Annotated in this window: 19 protein-coding genes; 10 read left to right on the top strand and 9 right to left on the bottom strand. The window is 68.9% G+C overall.

Features of this window, described 5'->3' with window-relative positions:
- Positions 1-114: 114 nt before the first annotated feature.
- The gene (locus ACWIGI_RS22390) at positions 115-723 is read right to left on the bottom strand and encodes a GNAT family N-acetyltransferase (RefSeq protein ID WP_454204375.1); all 609 of its coding nucleotides are present in this window, start codon (positions 721-723) and stop codon (positions 115-117) included.
- Between the two features lie 4 nt (positions 724-727).
- Positions 728-1,684 (bottom strand): MBL fold metallo-hydrolase, encoded by a 957-nt coding sequence (locus ACWIGI_RS22395; protein ID WP_454204376.1) that lies wholly within the window; start codon positions 1,682-1,684, stop codon positions 728-730.
- A gap of 99 nt (positions 1,685-1,783) precedes the next feature.
- Here ACWIGI_RS22395 and ACWIGI_RS22400 point away from each other — a divergent pair, with 99 nt between their 5' ends.
- Positions 1,784-2,191: a MerR family transcriptional regulator gene (locus ACWIGI_RS22400; RefSeq protein WP_454204377.1), complete on the top strand. Its 408-nt coding sequence runs from the start codon at positions 1,784-1,786 to the stop codon at positions 2,189-2,191.
- 160 nt (positions 2,192-2,351) lie between these two features.
- Here the strand turns inward: ACWIGI_RS22400 and ACWIGI_RS22405 are convergent, their stop codons facing one another.
- The 3 genes from ACWIGI_RS22405 to ACWIGI_RS22415 all read right to left on the bottom strand — a co-directional run bounded on the left by ACWIGI_RS22405 (position 2,352) and on the right by ACWIGI_RS22415 (position 5,107).
- Positions 2,352-3,665, bottom strand: a complete 1,314-nt coding sequence (locus tag ACWIGI_RS22405; protein WP_454204378.1) for a cytochrome P450 — start codon at positions 3,663-3,665, stop codon at positions 2,352-2,354.
- 110 nt (positions 3,666-3,775) lie between these two features.
- On the bottom strand, positions 3,776-3,991 hold the full coding sequence (locus tag ACWIGI_RS22410; RefSeq protein ID WP_454204379.1) for a hypothetical protein: 216 nt from the start codon (positions 3,989-3,991) through the stop codon (positions 3,776-3,778).
- Between the two features lie 141 nt (positions 3,992-4,132).
- Complete coding sequence (locus tag ACWIGI_RS22415; RefSeq protein WP_454204380.1) at positions 4,133-5,107, bottom strand: helix-turn-helix transcriptional regulator; 975 nt, start codon at positions 5,105-5,107, stop codon at positions 4,133-4,135.
- A gap of 61 nt (positions 5,108-5,168) precedes the next feature.
- On the opposite strand from ACWIGI_RS22415, the gene ACWIGI_RS22420 reads away from it, so the two are divergent.
- On the top strand, positions 5,169-6,305 hold the full coding sequence (locus ACWIGI_RS22420) for an epoxide hydrolase family protein (RefSeq protein ID WP_454204381.1): 1,137 nt from the start codon (positions 5,169-5,171) through the stop codon (positions 6,303-6,305).
- 52 nt (positions 6,306-6,357) lie between these two features.
- Here the strand turns inward: ACWIGI_RS22420 and ACWIGI_RS22425 are convergent, their stop codons facing one another.
- Positions 6,358-6,954 (bottom strand): maleylpyruvate isomerase family mycothiol-dependent enzyme, encoded by a 597-nt coding sequence (locus ACWIGI_RS22425; RefSeq protein ID WP_454204382.1) that lies wholly within the window; start codon positions 6,952-6,954, stop codon positions 6,358-6,360.
- A 62-nt stretch (positions 6,955-7,016) separates the two neighbouring features.
- Here ACWIGI_RS22425 and ACWIGI_RS22430 point away from each other — a divergent pair, with 62 nt between their 5' ends.
- The 3 genes from ACWIGI_RS22430 (at position 7,017) to ACWIGI_RS22440 (ending at position 10,313) form a co-directional block, all read left to right on the top strand.
- Positions 7,017-7,952 carry a MerR family transcriptional regulator gene (locus ACWIGI_RS22430; protein ID WP_454204383.1) on the top strand — a complete coding sequence of 312 codons (936 nt, stop codon included), beginning with the start codon at positions 7,017-7,019 and terminating at the stop codon, positions 7,950-7,952.
- A 104-nt stretch (positions 7,953-8,056) separates the two neighbouring features.
- The gene (locus ACWIGI_RS22435; protein ID WP_454204384.1) at positions 8,057-9,280 is read left to right on the top strand and encodes a cation:proton antiporter; all 1,224 of its coding nucleotides are present in this window, start codon (positions 8,057-8,059) and stop codon (positions 9,278-9,280) included.
- Positions 9,281-9,341: 61 nt separating this feature from the next.
- Entirely contained in the window at positions 9,342-10,313 is a 972-nt protein-coding gene (locus ACWIGI_RS22440; RefSeq protein WP_454204385.1) for an aldo/keto reductase, read from the top strand.
- A 193-nt stretch (positions 10,314-10,506) separates the two neighbouring features.
- On the opposite strand, the gene ACWIGI_RS22445 is transcribed toward ACWIGI_RS22440, so the two are convergent.
- Entirely contained in the window at positions 10,507-11,424 is a 918-nt protein-coding gene (locus ACWIGI_RS22445) for an alpha/beta fold hydrolase (RefSeq protein WP_454204386.1), read from the bottom strand.
- A 103-nt stretch (positions 11,425-11,527) separates the two neighbouring features.
- Between ACWIGI_RS22445 and ACWIGI_RS22450 the strand changes: the two genes are divergently transcribed.
- Positions 11,528-12,217 carry a winged helix-turn-helix transcriptional regulator gene (locus ACWIGI_RS22450; RefSeq protein WP_454204387.1) on the top strand — a complete coding sequence of 230 codons (690 nt, stop codon included), beginning with the start codon at positions 11,528-11,530 and terminating at the stop codon, positions 12,215-12,217.
- Positions 12,218-12,366: 149 nt separating this feature from the next.
- Here the strand turns inward: ACWIGI_RS22450 and ACWIGI_RS22455 are convergent, their stop codons facing one another.
- The gene (locus tag ACWIGI_RS22455; protein WP_454204388.1) at positions 12,367-13,107 is read right to left on the bottom strand and encodes a VOC family protein; all 741 of its coding nucleotides are present in this window, start codon (positions 13,105-13,107) and stop codon (positions 12,367-12,369) included.
- 183 nt (positions 13,108-13,290) lie between these two features.
- Here ACWIGI_RS22455 and ACWIGI_RS22460 point away from each other — a divergent pair, with 183 nt between their 5' ends.
- Positions 13,291-13,902, top strand: coding sequence for a dihydrofolate reductase family protein (locus tag ACWIGI_RS22460; protein ID WP_454204389.1), 612 nt, complete (start codon positions 13,291-13,293; stop codon positions 13,900-13,902).
- A 136-nt stretch (positions 13,903-14,038) separates the two neighbouring features.
- Entirely contained in the window at positions 14,039-14,476 is a 438-nt protein-coding gene (locus ACWIGI_RS22465) for a VOC family protein (protein WP_454204390.1), read from the top strand.
- Positions 14,477-14,510: 34 nt separating this feature from the next.
- Here ACWIGI_RS22465 and ACWIGI_RS22470 read toward each other — a convergent pair whose 3' ends face one another.
- Positions 14,511-14,897 (bottom strand): MerR family transcriptional regulator, encoded by a 387-nt coding sequence (locus tag ACWIGI_RS22470; protein WP_454204391.1) that lies wholly within the window; start codon positions 14,895-14,897, stop codon positions 14,511-14,513.
- Positions 14,898-14,952: 55 nt separating this feature from the next.
- On the opposite strand from ACWIGI_RS22470, the gene ACWIGI_RS22475 reads away from it, so the two are divergent.
- On the top strand, positions 14,953-16,494 hold the full coding sequence (locus tag ACWIGI_RS22475) for an MFS transporter (RefSeq protein ID WP_454204392.1): 1,542 nt from the start codon (positions 14,953-14,955) through the stop codon (positions 16,492-16,494).
- Between the two features lie 79 nt (positions 16,495-16,573).
- The gene (locus ACWIGI_RS22480; RefSeq protein WP_454204393.1) at positions 16,574-17,146 is read left to right on the top strand and encodes a DUF308 domain-containing protein; all 573 of its coding nucleotides are present in this window, start codon (positions 16,574-16,576) and stop codon (positions 17,144-17,146) included.
- Positions 17,147-17,234 lie beyond the last annotated feature (88 nt).

A 17,234-nucleotide genomic window follows, 5' to 3' on the forward strand; every position in this document is an offset into this window, starting at 1 on the left:
CCGGGGGCCGGTGGGGGGGGGCTGTGGTGTGCTTTTTTTAGCGGGGGGGGGGGGGGGGGGGGGGCGGTGCTTGGGGGGGGTGGGTGCCGGGTCCCCCCCCCCCCGCGCCGCTGATCAGCGCGGATCGCGCCACATGGGCCACATCAGCGGCCCGCCCTGGGTGACGTCCAGTTCCCCGGTCTTCTCGAACCCGAACCGCTCGTAGTAGGGCACATTGTCGGGCTTGCTGGACTCCAGGTACGCGGGCGCGCCTTCGGCGTCACAGCGATCGAGCCGGGAATTGAGCAGCGCCTGACCGAAACCCCGCCCGCGCGCGCTGGGCAGCGTGCCGATGAAGGCCAGGTACCAGTGCGGCTCCTTCGGGTGATGCTCGGCCATGGCCTCGGCCATCCGGCCACCCTGTGCCAGCTTGCCCCGCAGCGCACGCGCCAGCCCCGGCAGGATGCGCAGCGACGCCAGCCCGCTCGAGCTCCATTTGCCGGGCGGAGCCCAGACCGCCACCCCGACCAGTACCCCGTTGTCGTCGAGCGCCACCTCGGCGCCGCCGGTGGCGAAGAACTGATGCCTGATGAGGGCCTCGAACATCAGTGCCGCGCGCCGGGCGCGCACCTTGTCGTCGGGGATGAGCCAGGTGAAGACGGGATCGTCGGAGAAGGCGATCCCCAATACCTTGCCCATGGTCGGGATATCCGAAGCGAGTGCCGGGCGAACCGTGACGTCCATGGCATCACGCTACTGGGTGCGCGCCGGCTTCCGAATCAGTCCCGAGGGTGACAGTGGCCGCGTGGTCGTGGGTCGGCACGACGGTCGCCGCGTGCCGCGCGAGGTGCAGTCGGTGCAGGGTCCGGAACGCGAGGTCGCGATCGTGATCCACGAGTTTGCCCGGGAAGCCGGACTTCTGGCGGATCTCCGAGATCTGCAGCGTGTGCCAGGCCGCGTCACCGGCCAGCAGCACCCAGCCGCGCTCGGTGTGCGCGAGGACGCCGACGCTGCCCGGCGTGTGACCGGGCAGATCGACCAGGACGACGCTGCCGTCGCCGAAGACGTCCCGGCTGCGGGTGAACGTCAGCACGGGCGGGCCGTCCAGGTCGTACAGCTCGACGGGGCGATCGATTAGCGAGTCGCGGACGCCGCCGACCGGGGCGACCGATCCGGCGGTGACCCAGTCGAATTCGGGCCGATGCAGGTGCACGGGCAGGCCCGGCAGGTCGAGCAGGCCGCAAACGTGGTCCCAGTGCGCGTGGGTGGGCAGCGCGAAATCCGGTGCGGGCAGGGTGGGTTCGTTCGCGAGCGCGGTGACGGTGACCAGGGTGCTGGCGGGCGGGCGCACCACCGCGCGCAGGATCGCCGGGAGCTGGGCGATGGCCCGGGTTTCGGCGTCCAGGCACACGCTCGGATCCACCAGGAACACCGCACTCGGGTGCCGCACCAGGAAGGTGGTGAGCGCGTTGGTGATTCGCCGCGGGGTGTGGACGCCCTCGACGATGGCGGCCGTGGGCACGCTGCGCGGAACCTGCTCGAGCGCGGTCACCCGCACGGTGGCGCGCGGCGTGGGCAGGCCGGCGTCGGTGATCGACCGCAGGAACCGCTCGTCGCGCGGGCGGGGCCGGACCGCGCCGCGCACCAGACCGGCTACGGCGCTGCAGCATTCGAGAAGGCCGGGGGAATGAACCGGGTCGGACATGTGCTGAATCTCCATTCACCGCCTGATTCCGGGCCTCGCGGCCGCGGCGGACGATGCACGGTATTACTTAAGGTCGACGTGAAGTAAAGGGGCGAAGCGATGACCACCTCGACGCTGTTGAAGATCGGTGACGCCGCGGCGCTGCTCGGCATGGAAGCGCACGTGCTGCGGCATTGGGAGTCGGTCGGCCTGCTGCGGCCGCCGCGCGATTCCGCGGGTCATCGCGGGTACGACGAGCCGACCCTCGATGTCGTCCGCTTGATTCGGAGGCTCCAGCGAACGGGACTGTCGCTGGCTCAGATTCGCCGGCTCGGCCTCAGCGGGCACGACGAGCGGGTCGCCCTCATCGCCGCCAAGCGCGCCGAGGTGCGGGAGCAGATCGCGCTGCTGCGGGCCACCGACCGCTTTCTCGCGCACGTCGGCGAGTGCGGTCACCCGGTGATCGCCGAATGCGACGAGTGCGCGGCGTTCGTGCGGGCGGATGAATCAGGTCGCCGCCGAGCGTGAGCCGCGGTTCAGGTCGGTTCGGGCCGCGGCGAAAAGCCGAACCGGCTTCGGATGTCGCAGCCCCCGATACGCTCCCGGCGGGCCGGCGCGCCGGTTATGACGTCGCGGGCGGCCTCGACGTGGTCTCGAGACCCAGCGCGCCTGTCGCTCGCCGCCCCCGTCAGAGCGCGGTCAGGAGCACCGGCGCACCGTGCGCGGGCACATGGGTGATGTTGCGGATGCGGGCGCGCTCGCCGGTCACGCCCGCCGGCAGCGACAGCCGGTAGCGGGTCAGCAGCTCGCGCAGGATGACCGTGCCCTCCATGAGCGAGAAGCCCGCGCCGATGCAGCGGCGCACACCACCACCGAACGGCAGCCAGGTGTTCGAGGCCACGGTCCCGTCCAGGAACCGTTCGGGGCGGAAGCGGGCGGCGTCGGGGAAGCTTCCGGTGCGGGCGTGCGCGAGCAGGATCGAGGTGGACACGATCGTGCCGCGGGGGAGATCCACGCCGCCGATGGTCATGTCGCGGGTGAGCCTGCGGCCGGTGGCCGCGATGACGGTGCGCAGGCGCATGGCCTCCTTCAGGACCGCCTCCAGGTATTTGTCGTCGCCCGCGAGCGCGGCGGTGCGCGCCGATTCCTGCACCGCGGGGTCGGCGGCGAGTTCATGACAGACCCACGCCAGGGCCGAGGCGGTGGTCTCGTGCCCGGCCAGCAGCAGCGTGACGAGTTGATCGCGCAGTTCGGCATCGGAGAGCGGCGCGTCGGCGGCGTTCTCGCCGGAGCCGAAGGCCAGCAGCCGCGACAGCACGTCGACCCGCTGTGCCACCTCGGGGTTGGCCCGGCGCTGCGTGATCTCGCGGTAGAGCAGGTCGTCCATCGCGATCTGATTGTCCCGGAACCGTTTCCATGGGCCGATGCGCTGCAGGCGCGGGTACTTCCAGCCGAAGAACACGATGGGATTGAGGTTCACGATGCGCCGCAATCGGGGTGCGAGGGCCGCGCGACGGTCCTCGTCGGTCATGCCGAACACCACCTGCATGATGACATCGAGCGTCAGATCGTTCATCCGGTCCAGCGCGTGTACCCGGGTTTCGCCCGCCCAGCGGTCGATATGGGTCTTGGCGATGGCTTCGACCAGCGTGCGGTAGCCGCGCAGGGCGGATCCGGCGAAGGCGGGCATGAGCAGGCGCCGGGCGCGGGCGTGTTCGGCTTCGTCTGTGAGCAGCAGCGAATGTTCGCCCATGACGAAAACGAGCAGCCGATTGCCCTCGCCGGCATGCAGATCGGCGGGGTCGGCGGCGAAGATCTCCCGAATGTGCTCGGGCCTGGAGAACACGACGACGCGGCGCCCGAAGGGCGGGACGAGGCGCAGGCCGAACACGTCGCCGTACCGCCGCTGGGCCCGGGTGAGCAGCGTGCCGCGCCACTTCGCGTACATCACCGTCTGGACGATGCTGGGCAGCCGGGGCCCGGGTGGGTGGACGATGGTCACGACGTCGATCCCTTCGCGCGGGCCGCTCGGGGCAGCGGCCGGAAACGCTTGCCCCTCAGCTTATGCCGCGCGGATCGGCGGGCGGAGCCGCGCGTCCGAATTCCGGAACCCTATCCCGGGCGGTACTCGCGCTCGGGTGGCGCGGAGTCGTGCGCGGCGGCGCGGCAGATCTTGTCGATCAAGCCGTCGACCGCGGCCAGCGACGAGGACGCGTTGGCATGGCTCAGCGCGGGAAACTGTTCGGACCTGGCGATGAACGCGGCATCGCGGGCCGACCACCACACCTGGATGGCCGACAGGCGAATCCGCTCGGCGATGTTCTGCATCGCGGCTTACCTTTTCGACAATGGGCGACTGTGTTGATGCCGGTCAGCCCGGCACCGGCCGGACTTCCTTCTGCCCCCGGGCGTACCCGGAGTTCGCGTTCTCAATCCGAATTCCGGGTGATATCCGCCCGGCCGCGAACGTCACTGTGACACGGCCGGATTCACCGGAGGGGTCGCATCGGTGCAGCGCCGGGCCAGATTCCGGATCTGTTCGACCAGTTCTGGGGGTTCGGTGACGGTGAAATCGGTGTCTATGGACGTGATCATCCAGGACAGCGCCCAGGGCGAGTCCGCCCCGACGTGCAGCAGGCAGCTGTGTTCGTCGACGGCCTCGAGCACGCCCATTCCGGCCCAGATGCGGTCAGCGAGTTCGGTTGCCGAGCGGTGCAGGGTGACGGTGGCGCGGAACGGCCAGGTGCCCGAGGAGAGCCGGTGTGAGAGAAACGCGACCACGTCGCCGTCGGGTGGATCGCGGGGTGGGAAGCGGGGACCGGTGGGGATGCGGGGGCGCAGGCGATCGACGCGGTAGGTGCGCCAATCCCCGGCGGCGACGTCCCAGGCGACGAGGTACCAGTGCCGGTTGAAGTTCACCAGCGCGTGCGGTTCGACCTCCTTGATCGATTGCCCGCCACCGTGATTGGTGTAGTCGAAGCGCAGGCGTTCGCGGCGGTGGCAGGCGTCGGAGATGGCGAGCAGGGCGTCGGGTTCGACCCGGCCGGTTCCCGGTTCCACGCGAACGACCGTGCGCTGCAGGGCCTGTAGCCGGTGCCGCAGCCGCGAGGGCATCACCTGTTCGAGTTTGGCGAGCGCGCGCAGCGAGGCTTCCTCGATGCCGGTGACGGTGCCACCGGTGGTGGTGCGCAGTCCGACCGCCACCGCCAGGGCCTCCTCGTCGTCGAGCAGCAGCGGCGGCAGGGCGCTGCCCGCGCCGAGGCGGTATCCGGCGGTACCCTGCACGGCGTCGACCGGGTAGCCGAGTTCGCGGAGCCGGTCCACGTCGCGGCGGACCGTGCGCCCGCTGACCCCGAGCCTGTCTGCCAGGTCGGCGCCGGACCATTCACGATGGGTTTGCAGCAGCGACAGCAGGCGCAGCAGCCGCGCGGAGGTTTCGAGCATGGTTCCAGAATGCGCGCTGATTAGGACAGAAGCTGGCCTAAGCGGTTTCTACCGTGGAAGCATGACGAATCCCGAACCCTTCCAGATCGATATTCCCGCCGATGTGATCGATGATCTGCACGCGCGCCTCGCGAACACGCGGTGGCCGGATGAACTGCCGGGCGTGGAGTGGAGCTACGGCATTCCGACGGCCTATGTCCGCGAGCTCGCCGAGTACTGGCGGACCGAATACGACTGGCGCGCGCACGAAGCGGCGTGGAATCGGCATCCGCAGTTCGTCACCGAGATCGACGGGCAGCGCCTGCACTTCCTGCACGTGCGCTCGCCCGAGCCGAACGCGCTGCCGCTGGTGCTGGTGCACGGCTGGCCGTTCGCCGATTTCACCGAGGTGATCGGCCCGCTGACCGACCCGCGGGCGCATGGCGGCGATCCGGAAGACGCTTTCCACCTTGTCATTCCGACGCTGCCCGGCTTCGGGTTCTCCGGCCCGACGCGGCAGCCGGGGCAGGCGAGCACCGAGCGCAGCGCCGAGCTGATCGCGAAGCTCATGGCCGAGCTCGGCTACGACCGCTATGCCGCGCAGGGCGGGGACGCCGGGTCGTTCGTCGCGCCGAACCTGGGCCGGATCGACGCCGAGCACGTGGTGGGCGTGCACCTGAACGATCCGATCACCATCCCGTCCTGGGACGACGACAGTTCCGGGTACAGCGCCGCCGATCAGGAGAAGATCGCGGCCCTGTCCGACTGGAGCAGTCAGGACACCTCGGGCTACGCGGGGATACACTCCACGCGCCCGCAGACCCTGGCCCCGGCGGTGGCCGATTCGCCCGCCGGTCTGCTGGCCTGGGTGCTGGACGTGGTGAAAACCTATGTGGATCCCTCGAAGTCGACGCCGGACGAGGCGATCGATCGTGACATGCTGCTGACCAATATCTCGGTGCTGTGGTTCACCAACACGATCGGCTCCTCGATGCGGCTGTACAAGGAGTCTCAGCAGTGGGGCGCGGATCTGCCGAACTCGGGTGTGCCGACCGCGGTCGCGGTGTTCCCCGGCAATGCCACGATTCGCGGGATCGCCGAGAAGCAGAACACCGTGACGCGGTGGTCGGAGTTCGATCGGGGCGGGCATTTCGCGTCGATGGAGACCCCGGATCTGCTGGTCTCCGATCTGCGGGAGTTCCTGCGCAAGCTCCGCTAGCGGCTCGATCGCGGGTGGGGCCTCGATGGTCGAGGCCCCCGCTCGGCGACGGCTAGCCGGTCGTTCGCCCGGTCACCAGCATGAGCAGCTCGATCGCGGAACCTTTGGTCTCGGCTCCGGATCCCGCGGCCCAGTCCAGGTCGGTGGCGATCAGGCGGCGGCCCGCGAATCGGCGCTCGGCGCGGAAATCCCGCATGCCCCAGACGTGTTCGAGCGCGAGCCTGCCCGCGAACTCGGGCACGGGATGCTCGATGCCCAGCGGGATCGCGATGTCCTGGGCGTGGACCACCAGATCCATGAGCCGGTCGATAGGCGCGGTGCCCGGCGGAGTGACGCGCGCGGGAATGGAATCGCGGAGCTGGGCGAGCAATTCGGCGGTCGAGTGCGGCTCGGCGTGCTCGATGGAGCTGACCCGGATCGCGCGGTGGATGTCCCCGCGCGCCCGGATCAGTTCCCGGATGAGCCGGGGGAGCCGGAGTTCGGCGCTCAGGATGAGGTGGGCGACCACATCGCGGACGCGCCAGTCCGCGCACAGGCTGCGATGCTGCCAATCGGCTTCGGTCAGTGGCTCGAGCATGGCGAGCAGTGTCGTGCGCTCGGTGGCGACGGCACGCCAGATGTCTTCGGCGGGGGCGGGTTGGGTGCTCATGAGGCGGCTCCTCGTCTGTAGGGTGCCGGTACCGTAGAAACTCCACCGGGGTGGAGGTTCAAGTGACAGCGATCCAGCACACGCGGCGCGCTAGTATCGGCGAGCTGTCGGAGCTGACGGGTGTGCCGGTGCGCACGATCCGGTTCTATTGCGACAGCGGGCTTCTCGACGCCGACCGGACCGGCGGCGGGCACCGGACCTTCGAGACCGCGGCCGCGGTGGAGCGGCTGCGGTCGATCCGCCGGCTGCGGGCGCTGGGGCTCGGGCTGGCCGTCATCGCCGAGGTGCTCGCGGGGGAACGATCAATCGACGACGTACTGGCCGCCGAGCGGGCCGCGCTCGATATCGAACTCGACGCGCTGGCGTGGCGGCGTGCGGCGCTGGTGGCGGTCGAGTGCGCCGGGCCGGTCGAGCGTGCGGTGCGCCTGGAACTGCTTGCCGCCGTCGCGGATCGACGGATCGCGCGCGAGACGCTGATCGGGTTCTGGCGGGGTGCGCTCGGCGCCCTGCCGCCGGATCTGCTCGAGGCGTTTCTGTCGATGAACGTGCCGGTTCCGGAGGGTGAGCCGAGCCCTGCGCAGCTCGTCGGCTACGCCGAACTCGTTGTGGCGGTGTCTGATCCGGTGGTGCGTGCACAGCTCAAGCAGCAGCTGTGGCGGCAGGAGCCGTTCCGGATCCGGGACCGGCGCGGACTGCTCGTCGGGGTGGCCGACGCGTGCGTGGCAGCGGGTTCGCGAGTGGCAGAGGGAGTAGCGCCCCGGCCCGGTGTCGAACTCGATCGTTTCGTGGACGCGCACGCCCGAGCCCGCGGTGTGGCGGACACGCCGGAGTTGCGGCGGCGGTTGCTGATCGGCCCCGTCGGCGGCCGGGTCGACCGGTACTGGAGTTTGACCGGTGAGTTGCTGGGTGCACCGATCACCTCGGCCACGGCCCTGTCGTGGCTGGATACCGCCTTGGCGATGTCGGTGGGTGGGCCCGATCAGGTCGTGCCCGTGTAGCTCTCGGCGATCGCGCTGTCCTTCGCGAATCCGTTGATCACCTCGGCGGCGTGCCGTGGCGAACTCGCCGCGCGGTCGGATATCGCGCCTGACAAGATAACCGAATGGTTGCTTCCATACTCGCCGTGACCGCCACCATCATCGTGTGGGCGTTGCTGGCCGCCAAGCTGGATACGTGGCGTATCGGTCCCGCGGTGGTGGTCGTGGCCGCCGGCGCGCTGGTGGGTCTGTCCACGCGCGAGAACATCGGCTCGGCGCTCAATACGAGTGTGGCGCTGCATACCGCGGAGATCGTGCTCGCGGTCCTGCTGTTCGTGGACGCGGTCGAGGTGCGCGGCGGGTTGCTGGGGCGCAACCCGGGCGCGTCGCTGCGGCTGCTGCTCATCGCCATGCCGCTGAGCCTGGCGGCGGCGGTCGGATTGGGTTTGCTGGTGCTCCCGGACTACGGCTGGGCGATGTGGCTGGTCGTGGCCTGCGTGGTGGTGCCCATCGACTTCGCGCCCGCCACCGCCATTCTGCGGGACGGGCGGCTCCCGACGCGGGTACGCGACATCTTGAACGTGGAGAGCGGCTACAACGACGGAATCGTCTCGCCCATCATCATTTTCGCGCTGATCCTGGCCGGTGACGTGTCCCAGCAGCAGTCGCCGGCGCAGGCGCTGGGCACCGCGGTGCCCGCCGCGCTCAAGGCGATCGCGGTGGGTGTGCTGGTCGGGGCCGTGCTCGCGGGTCTGAGTAATCGGTCCGACAGCGCCAATCTCATGAACGCGCAGGCGAAGCGGATGATTCTGGTCGCGGCGCCGCTGCTGACCTACGCGCTGTCCACGCAGATCGGCGGCAACGGCTTCGTGGCGGCGTTCGTGTGCGGGCTGGCGCTGCACCGCTTCCGCAAGCGGGAGCAGCATCTGCGGGAGCTCGAATTGATCGACGACGTCGGGTTCCTGCTGACCATCGTGATGTGGTTCGTGTTCGGTGTGGTCGCGGTGTACATCGTGGGCGAGGTGGGGGATTGGCGGCTGTGGCTGTTCAGCGCGGCGGTGCTGACGGTGATCAGGATCGTGCCGGTCATGCTCTCGCTCATCGGGTCCGGGCTCACCCGGATCGAGGGGCTGCTCATCGGCGGGCTCGGGCCGCGCGGGACGACGTCGATCGTGTTCGCGCTGCTGGCTTTCAACCAGTTGCAGGACGACAGGGACGCCGATCTGGCGCTGACGATCATGGTGCTGACCGTGTCGGGCAGTGTGGTGCTGCACGGGCTCGGCTCGTCGCTGACCGCGCGTACGTTCCAGCGGCGCAGGCTGTATCGGCGCAGGAATGTGAGTGCCTGAGCCTTATGGAGGCACTGGCACGGCCTCCCTACGCTCGGCCGTCTGACGCAGACTGCTCACCATGATGCGATACCGACTATTCGGCCGGACCGGGCTGCGGGTGTCCGAACTCGTCCTGGGGACCATGGCCTTGCGCGAGGAGAGCGAAACACGCCGGGTACTGGAGGTTTTCGCCGAGGCGGGCGGCAACTTCCTCGATACGGCCTCCGCCTACGGCACCAGCGAAGAGGTGCTCGGCGCGACGATCACCGACCGGGACCGGTTCGTGATCGGCAGCAAATACACCCTGACGAGGGACGCGCGCGATCCCAATGCCGGGGGCAATCACCGCAAGAATCTCGTGGCGTCGCTGGAGCAGAGTCTGCGCCGCCTGCGCACCGACTACCTGGACGTGTACTGGGTGCACGTGTGGGATCAGCGCACCCCGATCCAGGAGACCCTGCGCGCGCTGGACGATATGGTGCGCGCGGGCAAGATCCTGCACATCGGCATCTCCGACGCCCCGGCCTGGGTTGTGGCGCAAGCGAATACGATCGCCGAACTCCGCGGCTGGACCGAGTTCGCGGGGTTGCAGGTGCCGTACAACCTGCTGCAGCGCGATGCCGAACGCGAACTGCTGCCGATGGCCGAGGCGTTCGGCCTGAGCGTGACCGCCTGGGCCCCGCTGGCCCAGGGCAGGCTGACCGGCGTCGCGGGCAACCGCTCGGATCCGTCGACCCTGACCGGCCACGACCTGGCGACCGCCACCGCGGTCACCGAGGTGGCCGCCGACCTCGGCGTACCCCCGGCCCATGTAGCCCTCGCCTGGACCCGGCACCACTCCCGCGCGGTACTCCCCATCGTCGGCGTGAGCACCGCGAAGCAGTTGGCCGAGAACCTGTCCGCGACCGCCCTGACCCTGTCCCCGGAGGCGGTCCGAACGCTGGAAGCGGCGGCGCCCTTCGAACTCGGGTTCCCGGGTGACTTCGTGGCGGCCTGCGACACCTCGGCGCACGCCTACGGCGACGCCGTCGACAGGATCGAGATGCGTTGACCGATAGGGCCGGGGGCGCTACTCGATGTGGTGGCGACAGTGGGAGTCGCGCCCCAATCACGTAGCAACTGGTGGCGAAAGTGTTTCCGGGCCAACCAGATCTGCGAGCTGTCATCCCTGTGGCCCGGCCGAGCCGACCGATACGGCGTCTCGGCAGTATCGATACTTGGCGCGGTTCTCTCCCGTTCCCGGGTCAATCGTGTGGATTCGGGGGAGTGCCGTCCGCCGTGTCGAAGAAGGCGTGCAAGCGGTTCAGGAGCCAGGCCGGTTGTTCCTCGGGGATGAAATGGCCGCAGTCGGGGACGAGTTCGAGGGTCATGTCGTCGGCGTAGTCGCGGTAGGAGTGCGGGACGCCTGCGCTGAGCGGGTCGCGTGCGCCGTTGAGGTGCAGGGTGGGGACGCGCAGGCGCAGGAGCCGGTAGTGGCGGGCGAATTCGGGGACCTCGCGGCGAATGACGCTGCGGTTGAACGTGACCGTGGCGGCGTGGGCCGCCGGGGTGCGCATTCTCCGCAGGTACGTCTCGGTCTCCTCGGTGGTGAAGCGGCCCTCGTGCCGCCAGGCGCGCAGGCACCGCTCGGTCAGTCGGAGATAGAGCGGGTTCGAAGTGCCGAGCGCGGCGAGCAGATAGATGTGCCACGGCCGGTAGAACACCGGCGCGGAAACTCCGTCCAGGCACCAGGGATGTATGCCGGCCATGGCGACGAACTGCTCGAACCGTTCGGGCCAGTTCAGGCAGGCGCGATATCCCGTGACCAGTCCCCAGTCCCGGCCCACGAGCCGGGCGCGCGGGATGTCCAGCGCGTCCATCAGATCCACGACGTCGCGGGCGAGCCGTTCGAACCCGTATCCGGAGCCCGATCCCTCGGACCAGCCGAGGCCGCGGACGTCGGGACAGATCACCCGATACCGCTGTGCGAGTGGGCCGATGAGGTGCCGCCACTCCCACCAGTGCTGCGGCCAGCCGTGCAGCAGGATCAGCGGGTCGCCGGATCCGGCCTCGGCGTAGTGGATCCGCAGTCCGTCGAGCGTCACGAAGCGGTGCCGGACCTCCGCCAGAGAGCTGTCCGTAATCGATTCGAGCACAGTCGATTCCGCAAGGTCGATGGTCACGATCACTCCTCGGTTCGAACGTATGCGGCGACCGTAACATAAGAATCGATAGCATGAACTACTTGTTTTGTTAGTAATGTCGACGAGAAGTTAGAGTCACCGCATGACCCGGCGTACCTACGGCCAGTACTGCGGCCTGTCCCGCAGCCTTGATCTCGTCGGCGAGCGCTGGACGCTGCTCATCGTGCGCGAGCTCATGTCCGGTCCCAAGCGCTACACCGACCTCGGTGAAGCCCTCCCCGGCATCGGGACGACCCTGCTGGCGAACCGCGTCAAACAGCTCGAGCAGGACGGCGTGGTCACCCACCGCCGACTGCCCCCGCCGGCCGCCTCGCAGGTCTACGAACTCACCGAGATCGGCCACGAGCTCGCCCGGGCCCTTGTGCCACTGGCGATCTGGGGAATGCGCCATCAGCTCGAACACACCCGCGAACCGGCCGAGATCTACCGCGCGGAGTGGACCCTGGTGTTCCTGGCCGAGCTGATCGACCCGGCCGCCATCGCGGGCAAGTACGCCACGTATCAGTTCCACATCGAGGATTCCACCGCGCGCCTGGACCTGCGCGACGGCGACGCGATCGTCACCCCGGGCGTCCCCGCCGGCGCGGCGGACGCCACCCTCACCACAGACCTCGCCGCGATCATCGACCTCACACGCGGCGACCTCGATCTCGCGGCGGCGGTGACCGGTGGCCGAATCACCCTGGACGGCAACCCAACCGCCCTCGAACTACTACTGGATGTGCTGACTCGCCTGCGACCGGGGACGGCGGTCACTCCGGAACCGTCCTGATAGAGGTGGCGGCAAGCCTCGCGGCAGAGGGGATTGCGGCGTCGCACCTGCGTACACCTCGACCGCCTCGCCTGAGCGCGGGCGCCCACGTTGACGGGTCGCCGCGCTACCGCCGCAATCGGTCGATCCCCGCAGTCGTCGGGCCCGCGTCAGCTCTCGACGGCGATGGTCATCCCAGCTACCTCGAACACTTCCGCAGGTCGGCCGAGCCCCCGCACCACGATTCCGTAAAGGCCGGCGGGAGAGCCCTTCTCGAAACGAACTTCAGCGCCGGGAAGGGCCACGGTCGTTCCGTCCGCGGTGCCGCCGGTGAAGTCCGCGAGCAGCTTCGCCTCGGCTTCGGGCTCGGGACTGCGAACGAGGAGGGCGACCAGATCGGAGCGGCCGTCGGAGGAGATTCCGGCGGCCGCGCGGTGCTCGGCGCGCATGCGGGCGAGCTCGGCGCGCGGCGGGTCGTAGGTGATGAAGAACGGGAAGTGGGAAGGCGCGTCACGTACGAACACTTCGACGAACCCCACGTTGCGGTCTTCGAACCGCACCTCGATGTCGTCCACGTCGCGGCCGTCCGCGCGCAGCCGGGCCGCGACGGCCCGCGCGTCCGGCACGTCGACGGCGAACGTCAAGAGCCCGGGCCCGGGCAGCGCCTCGATCGCGGGCCGGAGGATCTCCAGACTCCCCGCGTACTTGGAGCTCCCCACCGCCTCCCAGTCGTCGACCACCGCGAGTTCGACGTAGCGCTCGTCGTCGACGGACCAGGCGCCGTTGCGAAACCCGGGCATGGTGAGGGCCGCGTGCGTCGGCAGCCCGAGGGCCTCGTAGGACGCCATAGCAGCGTCGATGTCATCGACCCAGTGGATCAAATGGTCAAAGGCGGCAACGTATTTCGACAAAGGTCCTCCCGATCCGGATGCGAATTAGGCAATCCTAACTCCGCACCGCCGTGTAGCGGGGTTCCTCCCCGAGCCCCTCGGCGTTCACCAGCTCCGGCACGAGCCGGCACGGGGACCGATGAGTTTTCGCGCGCCGGTTCGTCAGATCAGGCAACACAGGAACAACCGACCCAGGAGCTGGCAATGAGGAAGATCACCGCTGGACTGTTCGCAGCCGTCGACGGCGTCGTCGCGGACCCGCAGGACTGGCACTTTCCGTACTTCAACGACGAGATGGGGGCGGCGGTCGGCGCGCAGATGGGGACCGCCGACACCCTGCTGCTCGGGCGGGAGACCTACGAGGGGTTCGCGGCGGCGTGGCCGGAGCGCGAGCACGCGGGGGGCGAGGACGCGGCCATGGCCAAGTCGTTCGGTGATGCCCGCAAAATCGTTGTCACGCACCAGGATCTGGAACTCACCTGGCGGAACTCCGAGGTGCTGAAGGGTGACCTCCGGGAGGCGGTGACCGCGCTCAAGAACGAGCCCGGCGGCGACATCGCCATGAGCGGCTCGGTCTCGGTTGTTCGTCAGCTGCTCGAGTTCGGGCTGCTGGACGAGCTGCACCTGCTGGTGCATCCGATCGTGGTGGGCAAGGGGCTGCGGCTGTTCGAGGATCGCGACACCACGCTGCCGTTGAAACTGCTCTCCTCGGCGACCTTCACCACGGGCGTGCTGCACCTCATCTATACCAAGGACGAGGCCGCGCCGACCGGGGACTACGAGACGGCCAAGGCGAGTCTCGGGGCGGATCAGTAGTTCGACCGGTGATCGACCGCGCGGTCGATCACCCGAGGGTGGGCACGACCGCACGTCCGATATGTTCAAGACTTCCGGTCGTGCCCGGCGTTTCCTGGTTGACAGCAATCCCGACAGTCGGATGGAGGAACCGCACATGACAGCCAACATCGGCGCCATCACCCTCGGCGTAGCGGATCTGGCGCGTTCGCTGAACTTCTACCGCGCGGGTCTGGGACTGACGTCCCCCGGCATCATCGGCACCGAATACGAAGGCGACCAAGACAATCCGGGTGGCGCGGTCGCGATGTTCACGCTGCCGAACGGCCTGATCCTGTCGCTCTATTCGCGGTCCGACCTCGCGAAGGACGCCGGCGTCGCCCTCGACCGGATCGCGGGTTCGCCGATGAGCCTGGGCTACTTCGTCGACAGCCGCGACGCGGTCGACGAGGCACTGCGGCGAGCACAGGAGGCGGGCGGCACGATCGTCCGCGCACCCCTGGAACGCCCGTGGGGAATCTACGCGGGATATTTCGCGGACCCGGATGGACACCTCTGGGAGGTCGTCCACTTCCTCGCCGATCCCACCACCTGATCGGCATGGCCGGTTCGATCGTCCGCGCGCGCGGTCAGGCGCTCGACCGCTCGACCGCGTTCACGACTTCGATTGGCGCGGTAGCGATTACCGTGTCGAGGGCGTTGCGAGCCGTCTCCAGGTCACGAATGTTCGCGGTGATGCGGTCACGTTCGCGATAGAGATCGACCAGCAGCTCCGGGCAGTCCGCGATGAGCTGTCCGTCGCCGGTGGACATGCAGGGGAGCAGGTCGGCGATCGTCGTCGTGGACAGCCCGGCGGCGAGCAGGTTGCGGATGTTGAGCACGGTGTCGACGTCGGATTCGGTGTATTCGCGATATCCCGACGGGTGCCGGTACGGGTGCAGCAGTCCCTGTTCCTCGTAGTAGCGCAGCAGGCGCGGGCTCACCCCGGTGCGCCGCTGCAATGCCCCGATCCGCACCGCACCTCCGCGACTACTTGACTCTCACATTGATGTGAGACTTTAGCGTAGCGGCATGTCCGATTCCCAGTCCCTGTCCGGCCACCGAACGGTCGAATCCGCAGCGGGCCTTCGCGAATGGCTCGGCCTCGCGGTGCTCACGCTGCCCACTCTGTTGCTCGCTATGGACGTCACCGTCCTCTATCTGGCCGTACCGCACCTGACGGCGGATCTGCGGCCCACCGGAATCGAACTGCTGTGGATCGCCGACATCTACGGCTTCATGATCGCGGGTTTCCTGATCACCATGGGCACGGTCGGTGATCGCGTCGGCAGGCGCAGACTCCTGATGCTCGGCGCGAGCGGGTTCGCCGCGGCGTCGGTACTCGCAGCCTTCGCCACCAGCCCGCTGCTGCTGATCCTCGCTCGCGCGCTGCTGGGGATCACGGGTGCGACCTTGATGCCGTCCACACTCGCGTTGATCAGCAATATGTTCCGCGACGCCGGTCAGCGCACGATGGCCATCGGAGTATGGGCGACCTGCATGTCCGCCGGTATGGCCGTGGGCCCGATCATCGGGGGGCTCATGCTCGAGTCGTTCTGGTGGGGTTCGGTGTTCCTGCTCGCCGTGCCGATCATGGCGCTACTGCTTGTCACGGCGCCGATACTGCTGCCGGAGTATCGCGATGCCGACGCCGGTGGCATCGACGTGCCCAGTGTGCTGCTGAGTCTGCTGACGATCCTGCCCCTCATCTTCGGCATCAAGAAGGCGGCCGAAACCGGGTTGTCCGTCGTGCCCGCGGTGTCGATCCTGGTCGGCGCCGGATTCGGCGTGGCGTTCGTGCGCAGGCAACGCGCACTCGTGTCTCCACTGCTGGAGCTGCGGTTGTTCGCCGACCCGACTTTCCGTGCGGCACTGCTGATTCTGCTCTTCGGCCTCGGAACCGTCGGCGGCAGCTATCTGTTCATCACGCAGTACCTGCAGTTGGTGCGCGGCCTGACGCCGCTGGCGGCGGGACTCTGTTTGCTGCCGCCCGCCGGCGCGCTGATTCTCGCGTCGACGCTGACACCGATCATCGTGCGCAGGACGACACCGCGAGTCGTCATCGCCGCCGCGCTGGCGCTGGCGACATCCGGCTATCTGACCCTCGCGTTCGTCGACGCCGTCGGCGGCCTGCCGCTGCTGATAACGGGTTTCGTCCTGGTGTACGCCGGTATCAGCCCCCTCATGGTGCTCGGCACCGATCTGGTCATCGGAACCACCCCGCCGGAGCGAGCGGGTTCGGCGGCCGCCATGTCCGAGACCGGTATGGAGTTCGGTGTCGCCGCCGGTATCGCCGTGCTCGGCGTCGCCGGGGCCACGGTGTACCGGTCCGAGATGTCCTCGGCCGCGCTGCCGAACGTGCCTGCGGAAGTGGTGGATTCGCTCGCGGCGGCCGACGCCGCCGCGGCGAACCTGCCGCCGATCCTCGGCGACGCCGTTCTCGCCGCGGCCCGGGAGGCATTCACCAACGGCCTCAACCTCACCGCGCTAGTGTGCGCGGCGATCACGGCCGCACTCACCGTCGTGACGCTCAGGTCGCTGCGGACGGTCGCGGATGCGGACGGATCGCGGTGACACGCCGCGGGCCCGCCGACCGACGTGCGGGATTCCCGGACCTCCGACCAACTGGACTAATCGGTCATACCATTGATCTATGCCCACCAATCGGATCGAGGGGCGTACCGCCGTGTTTGCCGACTGGGCTTGGCAAGCGCTGATCATCAGTGGGATCTGCACCATCGCCACGGGGGTGGCACTCACGGTGTGGCCCAACAAGTCCGAGGTGGCCATGGGGGTGCTGGCCGCGTTGATTCTGCTCGGGTCGGCCGCGGCACAGTTCATCGTGGCCTTCGGCGCGCAGATCCCGACCGGGCTCAAGGTGATCGAGGCGCTCAGCGGCGCGGTCGCGCTGCTGCTGGCCATCTGGTGCTTCGACAGCGGGCAGTGGGTGCTGCTGCTGGCGCTGTGGATCGGCATGGGGTGGATGATCCGGGGCGTCGTGCTGGCGATCGTCGCGGCCTGGTCGAACGAGTACGTCGGCTCGGGCGTGCAGGAAGGCGTGGGGCTGGCGACCGCGGCGGCGGGCATGGTCGTCGCGGTGGGGCCGTTCCGGTCCGACACCGCGTTCGCCGTCACGGTGGGGCTGCTGACGATCCTGGTCGGCGCGAGCGAGTTGGTGGCCGCCGCCCGCGTGGAACGCGGCGTGGCAGAGCCGGTCTCGAACTGATTCGACGAGGTACGCCACCGACCCTCGGTCGACCCGAAATTCCCTGATTGCCGAATATTTGCCGGTACGGTCTGCCTAGTCGTGTGCT

This window comes from Nocardia sp. NPDC055321, assembly GCF_053645575.1.

Bases quoted from the DNA above. Each gene is read 5' to 3' on its own strand.
- ACWIGI_RS22390 (WP_454204375.1), bottom strand. From the start codon at position 723: ATGGACGTCACGGTTCGCCCGGCACTCGCTTCGGATATCCCGACCATG.
- ACWIGI_RS22395 (WP_454204376.1), bottom strand. From the start codon at position 1,684: ATGTCCGACCCGGTTCATTCCCCCGGCCTTCTCGAATGCTGCAGCGCC.
- ACWIGI_RS22400 (WP_454204377.1), top strand. From the start codon at position 1,784: ATGACCACCTCGACGCTGTTGAAGATCGGTGACGCCGCGGCGCTGCTC.
- ACWIGI_RS22410 (WP_454204379.1), bottom strand. From the start codon at position 3,991: ATGCAGAACATCGCCGAGCGGATTCGCCTGTCGGCCATCCAGGTGTGG.
- ACWIGI_RS22415 (WP_454204380.1), bottom strand. From the start codon at position 5,107: ATGCTCGAAACCTCCGCGCGGCTGCTGCGCCTGCTGTCGCTGCTGCAA.
- ACWIGI_RS22420 (WP_454204381.1), top strand. From the start codon at position 5,169: ATGACGAATCCCGAACCCTTCCAGATCGATATTCCCGCCGATGTGATC.
- ACWIGI_RS22425 (WP_454204382.1), bottom strand. From the start codon at position 6,954: ATGAGCACCCAACCCGCCCCCGCCGAAGACATCTGGCGTGCCGTCGCC.
- ACWIGI_RS22435 (WP_454204384.1), top strand. From the start codon at position 8,057: ATGGTTGCTTCCATACTCGCCGTGACCGCCACCATCATCGTGTGGGCG.
- ACWIGI_RS22440 (WP_454204385.1), top strand. From the start codon at position 9,342: ATGATGCGATACCGACTATTCGGCCGGACCGGGCTGCGGGTGTCCGAA.
- ACWIGI_RS22450 (WP_454204387.1), top strand. From the start codon at position 11,528: ATGACCCGGCGTACCTACGGCCAGTACTGCGGCCTGTCCCGCAGCCTT.
- ACWIGI_RS22460 (WP_454204389.1), top strand. From the start codon at position 13,291: ATGAGGAAGATCACCGCTGGACTGTTCGCAGCCGTCGACGGCGTCGTC.
- ACWIGI_RS22465 (WP_454204390.1), top strand. From the start codon at position 14,039: ATGACAGCCAACATCGGCGCCATCACCCTCGGCGTAGCGGATCTGGCG.
- ACWIGI_RS22475 (WP_454204392.1), top strand. From the start codon at position 14,953: ATGTCCGATTCCCAGTCCCTGTCCGGCCACCGAACGGTCGAATCCGCA.
- ACWIGI_RS22480 (WP_454204393.1), top strand. From the start codon at position 16,574: ATGCCCACCAATCGGATCGAGGGGCGTACCGCCGTGTTTGCCGACTGG.